A 15,901-nucleotide genomic window follows, 5' to 3' on the forward strand; every position below is an offset into this window, starting at 1 on the left:
TCCAGTGTCCTCTGGATGAACCCCTCAACAAGGGGAATAAGCCTAAGTGACCTGATGCAGGACAGCAGGTCGTCTGTTGAGTAGGAACGAGGACAATGAAAAAAAATTTAGAGAGAAGGGATCAATGGGCGTCCCACTGGCGCATCCGTATGCGGCAGTGCTTCATGGCATTGACGATGTGCTTCTCCACCAGCGCGCGGGAGATACCGAGGTGCTCGGCGATTTCCGGGTGCGACAGGCCATCGATCTTGCGCAAAAGAAAACTTTCGCGACACAGCCGCGGCAACTCCGCCAGGGCACGCTGGAGCATCTCCAGGCGCTGGCCATGATCGAGGCAGGTGTGCGGGGATGGGGTGAAGTAGCGCTCTTCGTTGTCGAGCACATCCAGCGATTCGACCTGGCGCAAGGCATTGCGGCGATGATCGTCGATCACCAGGTTCAGCGCGGTGCGATAAAGGAAGGCCCGGGGCTGCTCGATCGGCGTGTCACTGGAACGCTCCAGCACCCGCAGATAAGCGTCATGCACCACATCTTCGGCCACCTGACGGTTGCCTAGCTTGGCGTTCAGGAAACACACCAGCTCGCGATAGTAGTTTTCCAACATGACTCCCGGCCGCACAGGGTGCGGTTTCTATCCTTGAGCCACTTCTGCGACCGCACAAATGGGCAGTGGCAAGATGGTGGCAGTTCGAGCCGCGTAATTTATAGTAATTCTCATATAGATTTAAAGTGTTGCTTTGACTTACCCGATAAATAGTCATGTGCTACACCTGTGTGGCGAAGGGATTTATCCCCGTTTGTATCGACCTGTGTCCGCGCCTAAATTCCCCATCACTTTCCTCGTTTACAGGACAGCTCCCCGTGTCTGTCGGCTCCCCGACAGCGTTCGCCTGCCGCCGTTTTTCATGCGCAGGCTGAACGACGGGCCGATACCCATTGGCCGGAACCCTGCATGAAACGTCCCCGACAGACCCGACGCGCCCTGCTTGTAGCACTATGTCTGATCCCCGTTATCGCCATCGCCGCCTGGCAAGTGATCCCGCCGGGCCGGGATAAATTCGCCACCGTGCAAGTCAGTCGTGGCGACATTGAAAGCAGTGTCACGGCGCTGGGCACCCTGCAACCGCGGCGTTACGTCGACGTTGGCGCCCAGGCGTCCGGGCAGATCCAGAAGATTCACGTGGAAGTCGGCGACGTGGTCAAGGAAGGCCAGTTGCTGCTGGAGATCGATCCATCCACTCAGCAGGCCAAGCTCGACGCCGGACGCTTCTCCATCGAGAACCTCAAGGCGCAGCTCCAGGAACAGCGGGCGCAGCACGAACTGGCCCGGCAGAAGTTCCAGCGCCAGCAGAACCTCAAGGCCGGCGGCGCGACCCGCGAAGAAGACGTGCAAACCGCCCAGGCCGAACTGCACGCCACCCAAGCCCGCATCGACATGTTCCAGGCGCAGATCCGCCAGGCCCAGGCCAGCCTGCGCAGCGATCAGGCAGAACTCGGTTACACGCGGATCTACGCGCCGATGGCCGGCACCGTGGTCGCCCTCGACGCCCGGGTTGGCCAGACCCTCAATGCTCAGCAGCAAACACCGTTGATTCTGCGCATCGCCAAGTTGTCGCCGATGACCGTGTGGGCCGAAGTCTCGGAAGCCGACATCGGCCACGTCAAACCCGGCATGACCGCGTGGTTCACCACCCTCAGCGGCGGCAACCGACGCTGGATCAGCACCGTGCGGCAGATTCTGCCGGTGCCGCCCAAGCCGCTGGACCAGACCAGCCAGGGCGGCGGCAGCCCGGCCAGTTCGAGCAAAAGCGGCAGTGCCCGCGTGGTGCTGTATACGGTGTTGCTGGACGTCGATAACGCCGACAACGCGTTGATGGCGGAAATGACCACCCAGGTGTTCTTTGTTTCCGATCAGGCGAAAAACACCCTCACCGCGCCGGTCGCGGCGCTGCACGCCGGCACTGAGGCGAACATGCAAATCGCCCAGGTCGTCGCTGAAAACGGCAGCATCCAGCAGCGCGACGTGCGCACCGGCATCAGCGATCGTCTGCGGGTGCAGATCCTCGACGGCTTGCAGGAAGGCGATCACCTGCTGATCGGCCCGGGCGACGGGAGTGGCGGCTGAATGCAGACGCCTCTGATCGACCTGCAGGACATCCGCAAAGCCTACGGCGGCGGCGATTCACCGGAAGTTCACGTGCTGCGCGGCATCGACCTGTCGATCCATGCCGGGGAATTCGTGGCGATTGTCGGCGCGTCCGGTTCCGGCAAGTCGACGCTGATGAACATCCTCGGTTGCCTCGACCGTCCGACCTCGGGCGAATACCGTTTCGCCGGGCAAAACGTCGCCGCCCTCGACAGCGACGAGCTGGCCTGGCTGCGTCGCGAGGCGTTTGGTTTTGTGTTCCAGGGTTATCACTTGATCCCATCCGGCTCGGCTCAGGAAAATGTCGAGATGCCGGCCATCTACGCAGGCCTGCCCGCCGTCGAACGCCATGCCCGCGCCGCCGCCCTGCTCGACCGCCTCGGCCTGGCTTCGCGCACCGGCAACCGTCCGCACCAGCTCTCCGGCGGCCAGCAACAACGGGTGTCGATTGCCCGCGCCTTGATGAACGGCGGCCACATCATCCTCGCCGACGAACCCACCGGCGCCCTCGACAGCCACAGCGGCGCCGAGGTCATGACCCTGCTCGACGAACTGGCGAGCCAGGGCCACGTGGTGATCCTTATCACCCACGACCGCGAAGTCGCGGCCCGGGCCAAGCGCATCATCGAAATCCGCGACGGGCTGATCATCAGCGACAGCGCGGTGGACAACCCTCAAGCACAAACCTCGGCCAACCCCGGTGCGCTGCAAGCGGTGGATCTGCGCAAGCGCCTGACCGAAGGCGCCGAAGCCACCGGGGCCTGGAAAGGCGAGCTGATCGACGCCGTACAAGCGGCGTGGCGGGTGATGTGGATCAACCGCTTTCGCACGGCGCTGACGCTGCTCGGCATCATCATCGGCGTGGCGTCGGTGGTGGTCATGCTGGCCGTCGGCGAAGGCAGCAAGCGCCAGGTCATGGCGCAAATGGGCGCCTTCGGCTCGAACATCATTTACCTCAGCGGCTCATCACCCAACCCACGAACGCCGCTGGGTATCGTCACCCTGGATGACGTCGCGGCGGTGGGAAGCCTGCCGCAAGTGACGCGGATCATGCCGGTCAACGGCCAGGAAGCCGGGGTGCGTTTCGGCAACCTCGACCACTTGAGCTACGTCGGCGGCAACGACACCCATTTCCCGGCCATCTTCAACTGGCCGGTGGTGCAAGGCAGCTATTTCACCCAGGACGATGAACGCAACGCCGCGGCGGTCGCAGTGATCGGCCACAAGGTGCGGACCAAGTTGCTCAAGGACGTGGCCAACCCGATCGGCCAGTACATCCTGATCGAGAACGTACCGTTCCAAGTGGTCGGCGTGCTTGCGGAAAAAGGCGCCAGCTCCGGCGACTCCGACAGCGACGACCGCATCGCCATCCCCTACTCCGCCGCCAGTGTGCGACTGTTCGGCACCCACAACCCCGAGTACGTGGCCATCGCCGCCGCCGACGCTCGCAAGGTCAAGGAGACCGAAATCGCCATCGAGCAATTGATGCTGCGCCTGCACAACGGCAAGAAGGATTTCGAACTGACCAACAACGCCGCGATGATCCAGGCCGAAGCGCGCACGCAAAACACCTTGTCGCTGATGCTGGGCTCGATTGCCGCCATCTCGCTGCTGGTCGGCGGCATCGGCGTGATGAACATCATGCTGATGACCGTGCGCGAGCGGACGCGGGAGATCGGTATCCGCATGGCTACCGGCGCCCGTCAGCGCGACATCCTGCGCCAGTTTCTGACCGAAGCGGTGATGCTTTCGGTGGTCGGCGGACTCGCCGGGATTGCCCTGGCGCTGATCGTCGGCGGCGTGCTGATCCTCAGCGAAGTCGCCGTCGCGTTCTCTTTGATAGCGGTGCTCGGCGCCTTCGGCTGCGCCCTGGTCACCGGTGTTGTCTTCGGCTTCATGCCGGCCCGCAAAGCTGCCCGACTCGACCCGGTCACGGCCCTTACCAGTGAATGATCTCTCCATGAAGCCGCAACTGAGTTTACTGACTCTCTGCCTGCTGCTCGGCGCCTGCGGCACGCCCGCCCAGCGCCCGGACAGCGGCCTCCAGCCGCCCTCTTCCTGGCAATCGCCGCACACGCAAAACGCCACCCGAAGCAACCTGCAATGGTGGACGCAATTTGGCAGCCCGCAGCTGGATCAACTGATCGAACAGGCGCGGGCCGGCAGTTACGACCTAGCCGCCGCCATCGCGCGGGTGCGCCAGGCGCAGGCCGAAACGGTGGTTGCCGGTGGCTCGCTGCTGCCGGAGGTCAAGGCCGGCCTCAACGCCAATCGGCAAAAACTGTTGCGCGGCAACGGTTACAGCCAGCTCGATGCCGACAGCAGCAACAAGGCTGTGGATTATTTCGATGCCAATCTCAGCGCCACTTATGAAATCGATTTCTGGGGCGGTCAGCGGGCTTCCCGTGACAGCGCGCAATTCGCTTTGCAGGCCAGCGAGTTCGATCAGGCCACCGTGGAATTGACGCTGCTCAGCGGCGTCGCCAACACCTACGCGCAGGCCTTGTCGCTGCGGGAGCAAAGCCGCATCGCCGAGCTGAACCTGGCGAACGCGCAGAACGTGTTGAAACTGGTGCAGACACGTTTTGATTCTGGCTCGGCAACGGCCCTGGAACTGGCGCAGCAAAAGAGCCTGGTGGCGGCGCAACAACGGCAATTGCCGCTGGTGCAGCAACAGGCGCAGGACGCATTGATCGGCCTTGCCGCCCTGCTCGGCCGGCCGATTCAGGAACTGGCGCTGGGTCAGGAACGCTTCGACCAATTGTCATGGCCGACCATCGCGGCGGGCGTGCCCAGCGAATTGCTCACCCGCCGCCCGGACATCGCCCGCGCCGAAGCGCAACTGGCCGCCGCGCAGGCCAACGTCACCGTCGCCCGCGCGGCGATGTTGCCGAAGGTGACCTTGAGCGCAGAATTGGGATCGGGGGCGAACCGGGTGGCAGACATTCTGCGCAGTCCGTTCTACAACCTCACTGCCGGATTGCTTGCGCCGGTGTTCAACAATGGTCGCTTGAGTGCCGAACGCGATAAAGCCACGGCCCGCCAGGAAGAACTGCTGGAGACTTATCGCGGGGCGATCATCAACGGCTTCGCCGACGTGGAAAAAGCCCTCAACAGCATTCGCGGGCTGGATGCACAGCGACAGTGGCAAAGCGAGGAACTGAGCCAGGCGCAGACCGCCTTCGATATTGCGCAAAGCCGTTATCAGGCCGGGGCCGAGGATTTGCTGACCGTACTGGAAACCCAGCGCACGTTATATGCCGCGCAGGATCTGAATGTGCAGCTGCGGTTGTCGCGTTTGCAGGCGAGTATTGCGCTGTACAAGGCGTTGGGCGGTGGGTGGCAGATTCTGTGATTTGAGTTTCCAGTGAGGGCCTCTTCGCGGGCAAGCCTCGCTCCTACAGGTATAAATGATGCCCTTGCAGGAGCGAGGCTTGCCCGCGAAGAACGATAACTCGGTCTATCGGTTTAACTGGTAATCGGCTTGGCCTTCAAATGCCTTGCATACCATGGCCGCTGCGGCACTTTGCGGAACAGGTCCGCCAGTTTCTTCTCGTCTTCACCAAAGGTGATGCGCAGCGCCAGCTTCATGGTTTCCGGGTCCATCTCGACCGACTTGCCCGTCTGCAACCCCGGCGTCGTGCTGCAACCATGGGTGCTCGGCCCAAGCCACGGATCAGCCACCTCGACCCAGCGCCCCGGCGCAAACCACGCCACGCCGTTGACCTCCAGACGACTCACCTCCCCCGGATGAAAACGCTCGTGCGCACGGAACCAGTCTTCCAGACGATCATCGATCCAGCCGTGGAAATGCCAGAACACCGGGTTCACATGGGAGGAAAACGGGTCGCCGAGAAAGTCGTTTTCCGGCGCATACCAGCGCGCGGAAAAGTCTGCCGGATCCCGGGCAAACGGCACTGGCTGGCCATTGGACGGATCACGCGGCACCGAGGCCCAGCGCATGTGCAGCCAGTCATGCAGCCCCAACTCGACCTCTGAACCGAACTGCCCCAGGGTGAGCTTCGACAGATAACGCGGATCGCGGTAGCGCGACTCCCAGACCTGGAAGTTGCTGTGATACGTCTCGGCGGTCTTGATGTCGCTGACCCATTGCGAGTATTCGGCATCGTCGTCGGCCTGCCAGGTCGGCGGCAGCGCGGTGCCGTCGTGGTTGTCGCAATAATTGGCGAAGCCGATGCGATCCCGGGCCAGTTCTGGCTGCGGCAGTGGGAAATGCTGCCACGACGGCAAGTCCTGCATCGAACGCGCCGTGCCCAGCATGTGCCGGTGCATGAAGAAAAAGTCCACGCCCGAGCCATTGCGATCCTTGCGCGCGCCACGGGCATCACGTTCGTTGTCCCGCGGGCCGGGCTGCCAGCCGATACCCCGCAGGGCGTTACGCTTGTCTTCGGTCAGGGTATGCCACTTGTCCCGCGAGGCGTGCCAGAGCTGGTGAAACAGCCGATGTTCGGCGGACACCAGCCACGCCAGCAGCGGTGCATTGAGACCGGCTCGCTCGCGGGCCTCGGGGAAAACCCGTTTGACGGCGATGAAGCGATTGTCCTGGGCGGTCATCATCAACGGACGATCGAGGTTCAGCACCCGGCCACTGAGGGTACCGCTGCCGGCGTTGCCGAAACCGGCCCAGACTTCGTCCAGCGACATGCTGAATTCGTAATCCGGCGTGCCGTGGGCGGCGTCGGCACTGACCAGCCGCCAGCTCAACTCAGCCGGCTTGGCTTCTGCCAGATCGCCCAGCACCCGGTAGCGCGGTTCATCGCCGGAGCGCAAACGCTGGGCGGTGTCGAGGAATCCGATCAGACCGCGACCTTTGTGGCCGACGTCGAGAAACACTTCCAGCCCGTCCCGTGGCAAGCCTTCGATACCGGCGTCACGCCCTTCGAAACGAATCTGCCAGACGCCACGCAAGGTGTTCGCCAAATGCTGGCCGGCGACATCCGCCACATCGAAGGAAGCTTCGCCGGGGGTGATCGTCGGATCCGGTTTCGTCCATTCGCGATGCCCATAAAAAGCCGCAGGCACGGCGGCACCGGTCAGCGCCAGGCCTGCCATGAACCATCGTCGAGAAATCGTCATTGCCCTACCTGTGTCAGCCATGAAGCAGGCTTTATCCAAGCTAGAACGTTTGTTGCCTGCAAAAATTTAAGAGCATCGCCAGCAGGCTGGCTCCCACAAGGATTGGGTGAACACCGAAGATTCCCTGTGGGAGCGAGCCTGCTCGCGATGGGGTCATCAGCCCCACTAAATTTCCAACCGGGCCACTCGTTCTTCCCAGATAGCAAAGGCCCCTGCGCCCGCACCGGGGCGGCGAACCTGACTGAGATGGCAATGACAAAACCACGTTCGAAAAAGGCTCTCTACATCGGCCTGCCGCTGGCCCTGGCGATCAGTGCCGGGGCAGGCTTTGCGGCCTGGGATTACGGGTTCAAGGACAATCCCGGTTACCCGGCCAAGGTGATGAAACAGGCCGATGAGCTGCAAGAGCGCATCCTCTCGTTCGACAGCCACGTCACCGTGCCGCTGGACTTCGGCACCGCCGGCAATGAAGCGGACAAGGACGGCACCGGCCAATTCGACCTGGTCAAGACCGGCCGCGGTCGCCTGTCCGGCGCGGCCCTGACGATTTTCGGCTGGCCGGAAATCTGGAACGGCGCCAACGCCCCGCATCGCCCCACCGCCGGCTTCGTCGACGAAGCCCGGTTCGAGCAGGAAACCCGCTACAAAATCATCAGCACGATGGTTCGCGACTTCCCCAACCAGGTCGCCATCGCTTATACCCCGGACGATTTCCGCCGCCTGCACGGCGAAGGCAAGTTCGCGATCTTCATGAGCATGCTCAACGCCTACCCGCTGGGCAACGACCTGAACGCGCTGGACACGTGGGCCGCTCGCGGCATGCGCATGTTCGGTTTCAGTTACGTGGGCAACAACGCCTGGGCTGATTCGTCCCGACCGCTGCCGTTCTTCAATGATTCGCGCGACGCCCTCGGTGGCCTGTCGGAGATCGGCAAACAAGCGGTGCATCGTCTCAACGATCTGGGCGTGATCATCGACGTGTCGCAGATGTCGACCAAGGCCCTGGAGCAAGTCGCCCAGTTGAGCCGCACGCCGATGGTCGCCTCGCACTCGGCACCGCGCGCCTTGGTGGACATCCCGCGCAACCTCAGCGATCAGGAAATGCAACTGATCAAGAACAGCGGCGGCGTGGTGCAGATTGTCGGCTTCCCGACCTACATCCGCCCGCTGAGCCAAGCCACCCAGGACAAACTCAACGCCCTGCGCGCACGCTTCGACCTGCAGCCGTTGCAAGGCCTGGAGATGGCGCTGATGCCGGGCGACCCGATCATCACCGTTTGGTCCGAACAACGTTTCGGCGAGTACGCCAGCCAGCTCTACGCCATCGTCGACGAAGAACCGAAAGCCACCCTCAAGGACTACGGCGACGCGATTTATTACGCGGTGAAAAAAATCGGTATCGACCACGTCGGCATCAGTTCCGACTTCAACGACGGCGGCGGTCTGGATGGCTGGAAGGATGTCAGCGAAGCCCGCAACGTGACGGCCGAGCTGATCAGTCGCGGCTACAGCGAGGCCGATATCGCCAAGCTTTGGGGCGGGAATTTCCTGCGGGTCTGGGACCAGGTGCAGAAGTCGTCCAGACCGGTGGCGAAAAACTGATGCCCACTTTTGCAAAAGCGAACCGAGCTCATGACTAACCGCCGTTCATTCCTCAAGCAGGCCGGTATTATCGCGGCTGGCCTGCCCCTGAGTGCTGCCGTGAATCTGCCGGCGCTGGCTGCCAATCCACCGCCGCTGTCCAAGGACAAATGGGCGCAATTGCGTTCGTTGTTCGACCAGGATCCGAACTACCTGCACTTCGCCAATTTTCTGGTGACGTCCCACCCACGGCCGGTGCGTGAGGCGATTGAACGCCACCGCGCCAACCTCGACCGCAACCCGGGCCTGGCGATGGACTGGGACCTGGGCGAAACGGAAAAACGCGAGCAAGCGGTGCGCGTCTGGGCCGGTCGCTACCTCAAGGCCAAGCCTGAGCAAATCGCGCTGACCGGCAGCACCACCGAAGGCCTGTCGCTGATCTACGGCGGCATCCATGTGCGCCCGGACCAGGAAATCCTCACCAGCGAACACGAACATTACGCCACCAATTACACCCTGGGTTACCGCCAGCAGAAGGACGGGGTCAAGGTGCGCAAGCTCAAGCTGTTCGAGAACAGCCACAAGGTGTCGGCAGATGAGGTGCTGGATTCGATCGCCAAAGGCATCCGCCCCGAAACCCGCGTACTGGGCATGACCTGGGTGCAGTCCGGCAGCGGTGTGAAACTGCCAATCGGTGAAATCGGCAAACTGGTGGAGGAGCGGAATCGCAATCGCGAGGAAAAGGACCGCATCCTGTATGTGGTCGATGGCGTGCACGGTTTCGGCGTCGACGACCTCGACTTCCCCGACATGCACTGCGACTTTTTCATCGCCGGCACCCACAAATGGATGTTCGGCCCGCGCGGCACCGGGATCATCTGCGCCCGTTCGGCCGAGCTCAAGGATGTGACGCCGACGATTCCGACCTTCTCCGAAGCGACCACGTTCTCGACCATCATGACCCCTGGCGGTTATCACAGCTTCGAACATCGCTGGGCCTTGGACGAGGCGTTCAAGCTGCACCTGGAACTGGGCAAGGCCGAGGTGCAGGCGCGCATCCACGCCCTTAACACCTATGCGAAAAACCGGCTGTTGGAACACCCGCAGATTGAGTTGGTCACGCCCAAGAGCCCGGACCTGTCGGCCGGGTTCACCTTCTTCCGGATCAAGGACCGCGACTGCGAAAAAATCGCCGTGCAGTTGATGGAAAACCGCGTGGTCTGCGACTCGGTGGACCGCGACGTCGGCCCGGTGATCCGCATCGCACCCGGCCTGCTCAACACCGAAAACCAAATCGACCGCTTCATGGCCTTGCTGAGCAAGATCGCCTGATGCGGCCCCTTGTGGCGAGGGAGCTTGCTCCCGCTGGACTGCGCAGCAGTCCCTTTCTTTGGGGCCGCTTCGCTGCTCAGCGGGAGCAAGCTCCCTCGCCACAGAGACGCCAGTTTTCTTTTAAATCGAGACGACAAATGAACCGAGATCTATTAACTGTGCCTCTAAAGGCACTCGCCTTGTCCGCCCTCCTCGCCGGCCTACTGCCAACCACCGCTCAGGCGGCCACCGCCCCGCAACCCGGCAAAGTATTCAAGGACTGCCGCGACTGCCCGGAAATGGTCGTACTGCCTGCCGGTACTTTCACCATGGGCACGCCGGACGATGAAGTCGGTCGCGAGCCCGACGAAAGTCCGATGCACGAAGTGACCTTCGCCAAACCCTTCGCCATGAGCCGCTTCCAGGTCACCGCAGGCGAATGGGACAGCTACGTGCGTGAGAGTGGCGTGACCATCGCCAATGGCGATACCCGGCCGGGTCGTGAATGTGTCGCCAGCAAACCACGTTACCCGCAAGGCCCGCGTCAGCCGGCGGTGTGCATGAACTTCGATGACGTGAAGCAATACGTCGCCTGGCTCTCGAAAAAGACCGGGCAGAAATACCACATGGTCAGCGAAGCCCAACGCGAATACGCCGCACGCGGCGGCACCAAAGGCCCGTTCCCCTTCCCGTTCGATGAAGGCAAGGAATACAGCATCAGCCAACACGCCAACACCTACGGGCCGGCGGACGGTTATAGCTACAGCTCGCCGGTGGGCAGCTATGCACCGAACGCGTTCGGCCTGTACGACATGCACGGCAATGTCTACGAATGGGTCGAAGACTGCGAACACCCGAATTACGTCGGCGCGCCCACCGATGGCAGCGCGTGGTTAGAACCCAACTGCGAAGCCGTGCGCATTCGCGGCAACGACTGGGGTGAAGCGCCAGTGTTCTCCCGCTCCGGCAACCGCAACAGCCAGTACCCGCAAGAGCGTGGCGACTGGATAGGCTTGCGTATCGTGCGTGAGCTCTAAACCTACACTTTCGTGCATCACCAAAATCCCCTGTGGGAGCGAGCCTGCTCGCGATGGCGGCGTAACAGTCAACGTATATGTTGAATGTAAGACCGCTATCGCGAGCAGGCTCGCTCCCACAGGGGGTGTGGGGTGTCAGTCATGTTGCTGACTACTCACCACCAGTCGGCCGGGTTGTAAATTAACCCCTCGATCAGACGTTCTACTGGGTATCTGCCTTTATACCCAAGGAACTGTCTTCCATGACCCAGCCTCCCCGTGGCGCCATCGGCGAGTTGTTCGCCCTGTTGAAACCGTTTCGACTCATCGTCACCGCGTCCATTTTCCTGGGCATGGTCGGCGGTTTGAGCGTCACGGTGCTGCTGGCGACCATCAACAACGCCCTGCATTCGGACACCGGCCTGACCCAGGGCGTGGTCGCCTTGTTCGCCGGTCTGTGCCTGCTGGCGCTACTGAGCTCGATCTGCTCGGACATCGGCACCAACTACGTCGGCCAGCACATCATTGCCAGGCTGCGCAAACAGCTCGGTGAAAAGGTCCTGTCAGCACCGATCGAACAGATCGAACGCTATCGCAGCCACCGCTTGATTCCGGTGCTGACCCACGACGTCGACACCATCAGCGACTTCGCCTTCGCCTTCGCCCCGCTGGCGATTTCCCTCACCGTGACCCTGGGTTGCATGGGTTACCTGGCCATCCTGTCGTGGCCGATGTTCCTGATCATGGTCGCCGCGATCCTGATTGGCACCGCGATCCAGGCTTACGCCCAGAGCAAAGGTGTGCAGGGGTTCATGGCCGCCCGTGACGCTGAAGACGAATTGCAGAAGCACTACAACGCGATTGCCGATGGCGCCAAGGAACTGCGAATCCACCGCCCGCGTCGCCAGCGCATGTTCGTGTCGGGGATCAAGGCGACAGCCGATTTCATCTGCAAGACCCAGGTGCGCTCGGTCAACACCTTCGTGATCGCCAAGACCTTCGGCTCGATGCTGTTCTTCGTGGTCATCGGCCTGGTGCTGGCGCTGCAATCCTTCTGGCCAAGCGCCGACAAGACCGTGATGAGCGGCTTCGTGCTGGTGCTGTTGTATATGAAAGGCCCGCTGGAGCATTTGATCAGCACGTTGCCGATTGTCAGCCGCGCGCAGATCGCCTTCCGCCGGATCGCCGAGTTGTCCGAGCAGTTTTCCACCCCTGAGCCGCACTTGCTGCTCAGCGATCAGGGCAACGTCAAACAAGCCGTGCACGAACTGAAACTGGCCGATGTGCGGTTCGCCTTCCCCGCTGCCGAAGGCGCTGCGCCCTTCCAGTTGGGCCCGGTTAACTTGACGATCAAACAAGGCGACATCACGTTTATTGTCGGCGAGAACGGTTGCGGCAAGACCACGCTGATCAAGTTGCTGCTGGGCTTGTACACGCCGCAACAGGGCGAGATCCGGGTCAACGGCGAGGCCATCGATGCGCAAAATCGTGATGACTATCGCCAGTTGTTCACCACGATCTTCGCTGACTATTACCTCTTTGATGACGTGGTCCAGGGCGACACGCATATCCCCGAAGACGCCAACAAATACCTGCAACGCCTGGAAATCGCGCACAAGGTCAGCGTCAAGGACGGCAATTTCACCACCACCGACCTCTCCACCGGCCAGCGCAAGCGCCTGGCGCTGGTCAATGCCTGGCTCGAAGAACGCCCGGTGCTGGTGTTCGATGAATGGGCGGCCGACCAGGACCCGACCTTCCGCCGGATTTTCTACACCGAGCTGCTGCCGGACCTTAAGCGCCTGGGCAAAACCATCATCGTGATCTCCCACGATGACCGTTACTTCGACGTCGCAGACCAGTTGGTGCGCATGGAAAGCGGCCGGGTTGTCACCGAACTGGCACCGGCCTGATCACTGCACACACCTGTGTGGTGAGGAGATTACCTGTGGCGAGGGGGCTTGCCCCCGTTGGGTGGCGCAGCCGCCCCAAGCACTCCTTCAGATATACCGTGCCAGCAGGTTTTGCGACTGCTGCGCAGCCGAACGGGGCGATGCGGCGTTCCGACATGCCCCCTCGCCACAGGAATCACCCTCACCACAAAACGGCGTTATTTCTTCTTTCTGAAAATTAATTGACGGCTTTCTTTCCGGTTTTTGGTTTGTGCCGCGTCTAATAATCATTCTTATTAACAAAAACTCTGCACAACACTTTTCAGGAGCTCAGGTAAGTAATGCGACCTCAACCACGCCGCACACCTCTCGCGCTGGCCGTACAGCGCCCGACATTGCATCGCACCCTGTTCACCAGCGTACTGCTGACCGCCACCTTGCTGGGGAGCTCGATGGCCAACGCTGCACCTGTAAAAGTGAACATTGCCGTCCAGCCGCTTTCCAACGCGCTGACCGAGCTGGGCATGCAGACCAACCTGCAGATCCTCTACAGCCCGGATCAGGTTGCAGGTATCAAGTCCCGTGCAGTGTCCGGTTCGCTGGAGCCGTCCGAAGCCCTGAGCGCCCTGCTCAAAGGCACCGGCATTTCGTTCCAGATCAATGGCAACAGCGTCACGCTGGTCTCCGGCGGCGGTTCGGGCCTGCAACTGGGCGCGACTACGATTTCCGGCCAGGCCCTGGGCCTGACCACTGAAGACACCGGCTCCTACACTACCGGCGCCACCACCACCGCGACCAAGCTGCCGCTGACCCTTCGCGAAACGCCGCAATCGGTGACCGTGGTGACGCGTCAGCAAATGGACGATCGTGGCGTCACCAGCGTTGCCGATGCCTTGCGCAACACGCCAGGCGTCACGTCGCAGAAGTACGACAGTGACCGTACCGAGTTTTCCGCGCGTGGCTTTGCCATCACCAACTTCCAGTACGACGGCGTCAACATTCCTTACGACGGCGTTTACGGCGAGAACCCGAACAACAGCGACGACGCAGCCAGCCTCGACCACATCGAAGTCATCAAAGGCGCTACTGGCCTCATGACAGGCGCAGGCGATCCATCCGCCACCGTCAACCTGATCCGCAAGAAGCCGACCAAGGAGTTCAAGGCTTCGGTCAGCGCAACCGCCGGCTCCTGGGATAACTATCGCACCGAAGGCGACATCTCCGGTTCACTGACCGATTCGGGCAACGTGCGCGGTCGCTTCGTGGGTGCCTACCAGGACAAAGGCTCGTACATCGACCACTACACCCAGAAAAAAGACATCTACTACGGCATCCTTGAAGCCGACCTGACAGACGACACTCTGCTGACCTTTGGCGTCGACAAGTCCAGCGCAACGCCACGCGGCAGTTCGTGGACCGGTAACGCGCCGTACTTCACCGACGGCAGCCGCACCGATTTTTCTCGCAGTTTCAACCCGGGTGCCAACTGGAGCCGTCGTGATTTCGACAGCGTCACCTATTTCTCGTCGCTGGAACAGGCACTGGCCAATGACTGGAAATTCAAGGCCAGCTTCGACCAGAAAACCACCGATCACGATACCCAACTGGCCTCGGCCAGCGGTGGCTCCGCCGACCCGGTTACTGGCGTAGGCAACTTCCTGTACTGGGGTCGCTGGGAAGGCCATCGCGTACAGAACAGCGCGGACGTAAACGTCTCCGGTCCGTTTTCGCTGGGCGGTCGCGAGCATGAATTGGTGGCGGGCTTCATGGCTTCCCACTCGCGCCAGACCGGTTCGACTTACGACACCAGTGCGTCCGGCCAAGTGCCGGGTAGCATCTTTGACTGGAACGGTCACCTGCCGAAACAGGAATTTCCGAAAAACGGCAAGTACGAACGTACTCAGAGCCAGAACGGTCTTTACCTGGCCACACGCCTGCGTCCGACCGACGACCTGTCGTTCATCCTCGGCAGCCGTCTGAGCACCTTCAAGTACAACGAAGACTACACCTACTATCCAGGCGCCACCCAGACCGACACCCACGCCAGCTACAAGGAACACGGCGTCGTTACACCATACGCCGGTGTGGTCTATGACCTGAACGATGTGTACTCGGTCTACGCCAGCTATACCAAGATCTACCAGCCGCAAATCTACAAGGACGTGACCGGTTCGACCCTCAAGCCTGTTGAAGGCGACAGCTACGAAACCGGCATCAAGGCGGCGTATTTCGAAGGCAAACTGAACGCCAGCTTCGCCCTGTTCCAGATCGAGCAGGACAACGTCGCGCAATACGTCACCACCGACGTAGGCACCGGCCAGGACGTTTACAAAGCCATCTCCGGCGCCACCACCAAAGGTGTGGAAATGGAACTGGCTGGCGAACTGGCGGATGGCTGGAACGTGACCGCCGGCTATACCTACGCCCGTACCCGCGACGAAGACGAACAACGTATCTTCGGTTTCCCGCTGGCTTCCAGCAAACCGGAACACGTGGTGCGTACCTTCACCACCTACCGTCTGCCTGGCGCGCTGGACCAGGTCACCATCGGTGGCGGTGTCAGCTGGCAGAGCGCGTTCTACGGCCAGAGCTTCAGCCCGAACGTGGGTAACGGCGAAGGCGGCAGCACCATGCTCAAACAAGGTGGCTACACCCTCGTGGACCTGATGACCCGTTATCAGTACGACGAACACCTGAGCTTCACCGCCAATGCCTACAACGTCTTCGACAAGAAGTACATGTCGGGCTTGGGCAACTTCGGCACCACCTTCTACGGCGAGCCACGCAACCTGCAGATCACCGCGAAGTATGATTTCTGAGTCGTGAGCTGAAATGAAAAATGCCCGTGTCGTGAGATG

General features: G+C 61.6%; 10 protein-coding genes. 8 read left to right on the forward strand and 2 right to left on the reverse strand.

Features of this window, described 5'->3' with window-relative positions; genetic code table 11:
- Positions 1-121: 121 nt before the first annotated feature.
- Positions 122-604 carry a sigma-70 family RNA polymerase sigma factor gene (locus ACA075_RS20600; protein ID WP_497295005.1) on the reverse strand — a complete coding sequence of 161 codons (483 nt, stop codon included), beginning with the start codon at positions 602-604 and terminating at the stop codon, positions 122-124.
- A gap of 348 nt (positions 605-952) precedes the next feature.
- Here ACA075_RS20600 and ACA075_RS20605 point away from each other — a divergent pair, with 348 nt between their 5' ends.
- Genes ACA075_RS20605 through ACA075_RS20615 form a run of 3 tightly spaced genes read left to right on the forward strand, consistent with a single transcriptional unit; the run spans position 953 to position 5,501 of the window.
- Positions 953-2,125, forward strand: a complete 1,173-nt coding sequence (locus ACA075_RS20605) for an efflux RND transporter periplasmic adaptor subunit (RefSeq protein WP_497295007.1) — start codon at positions 953-955, stop codon at positions 2,123-2,125.
- Positions 2,126-4,099 (forward strand): MacB family efflux pump subunit, encoded by a 1,974-nt coding sequence (locus ACA075_RS20610; protein ID WP_497295009.1) that lies wholly within the window; start codon positions 2,126-2,128, stop codon positions 4,097-4,099. It begins immediately after the preceding gene.
- Between the two features lie 7 nt (positions 4,100-4,106).
- Positions 4,107-5,501: an efflux transporter outer membrane subunit gene (locus ACA075_RS20615; protein WP_497295011.1), complete on the forward strand. Its 1,395-nt coding sequence runs from the start codon at positions 4,107-4,109 to the stop codon at positions 5,499-5,501.
- 113 nt (positions 5,502-5,614) lie between these two features.
- On the opposite strand, the gene pvdP is transcribed toward ACA075_RS20615, so the two are convergent.
- Entirely contained in the window at positions 5,615-7,243 is a 1,629-nt protein-coding gene (gene pvdP, locus ACA075_RS20620) for a pyoverdine maturation tyrosinase PvdP (RefSeq protein WP_497295013.1), read from the reverse strand.
- A 252-nt stretch (positions 7,244-7,495) separates the two neighbouring features.
- On the opposite strand from pvdP, the gene pvdM reads away from it, so the two are divergent.
- The 5 genes from pvdM to ACA075_RS20645 all read left to right on the forward strand — a co-directional run bounded on the left by pvdM (position 7,496) and on the right by ACA075_RS20645 (position 15,862).
- Entirely contained in the window at positions 7,496-8,845 is a 1,350-nt protein-coding gene (pvdM, locus tag ACA075_RS20625) for a pyoverdine-tailoring dipeptidase-like protein PvdM (RefSeq protein ID WP_497295014.1), read from the forward strand.
- Between the two features lie 30 nt (positions 8,846-8,875).
- A complete protein-coding gene (pvdN, locus tag ACA075_RS20630) occupies positions 8,876-10,156 on the forward strand; it encodes a pyoverdine-tailoring periplasmic protein PvdN (RefSeq protein WP_497295016.1) in 1,281 nt (426 codons plus the stop codon).
- A gap of 137 nt (positions 10,157-10,293) precedes the next feature.
- Complete coding sequence (gene pvdO / locus ACA075_RS20635; protein ID WP_497295018.1) at positions 10,294-11,172, forward strand: dihydropyoverdine dehydrogenase; 879 nt, start codon at positions 10,294-10,296, stop codon at positions 11,170-11,172.
- Positions 11,173-11,414: 242 nt separating this feature from the next.
- Positions 11,415-13,064 (forward strand): cyclic peptide export ABC transporter, encoded by a 1,650-nt coding sequence (locus ACA075_RS20640; protein WP_497295020.1) that lies wholly within the window; start codon positions 11,415-11,417, stop codon positions 13,062-13,064.
- Positions 13,065-13,384: 320 nt separating this feature from the next.
- Positions 13,385-15,862 (forward strand): TonB-dependent siderophore receptor, encoded by a 2,478-nt coding sequence (locus ACA075_RS20645; RefSeq protein WP_497295021.1) that lies wholly within the window; start codon positions 13,385-13,387, stop codon positions 15,860-15,862.
- Positions 15,863-15,901 lie beyond the last annotated feature (39 nt).

Source organism: Pseudomonas sp. LBUM1663, assembly GCF_059695905.1.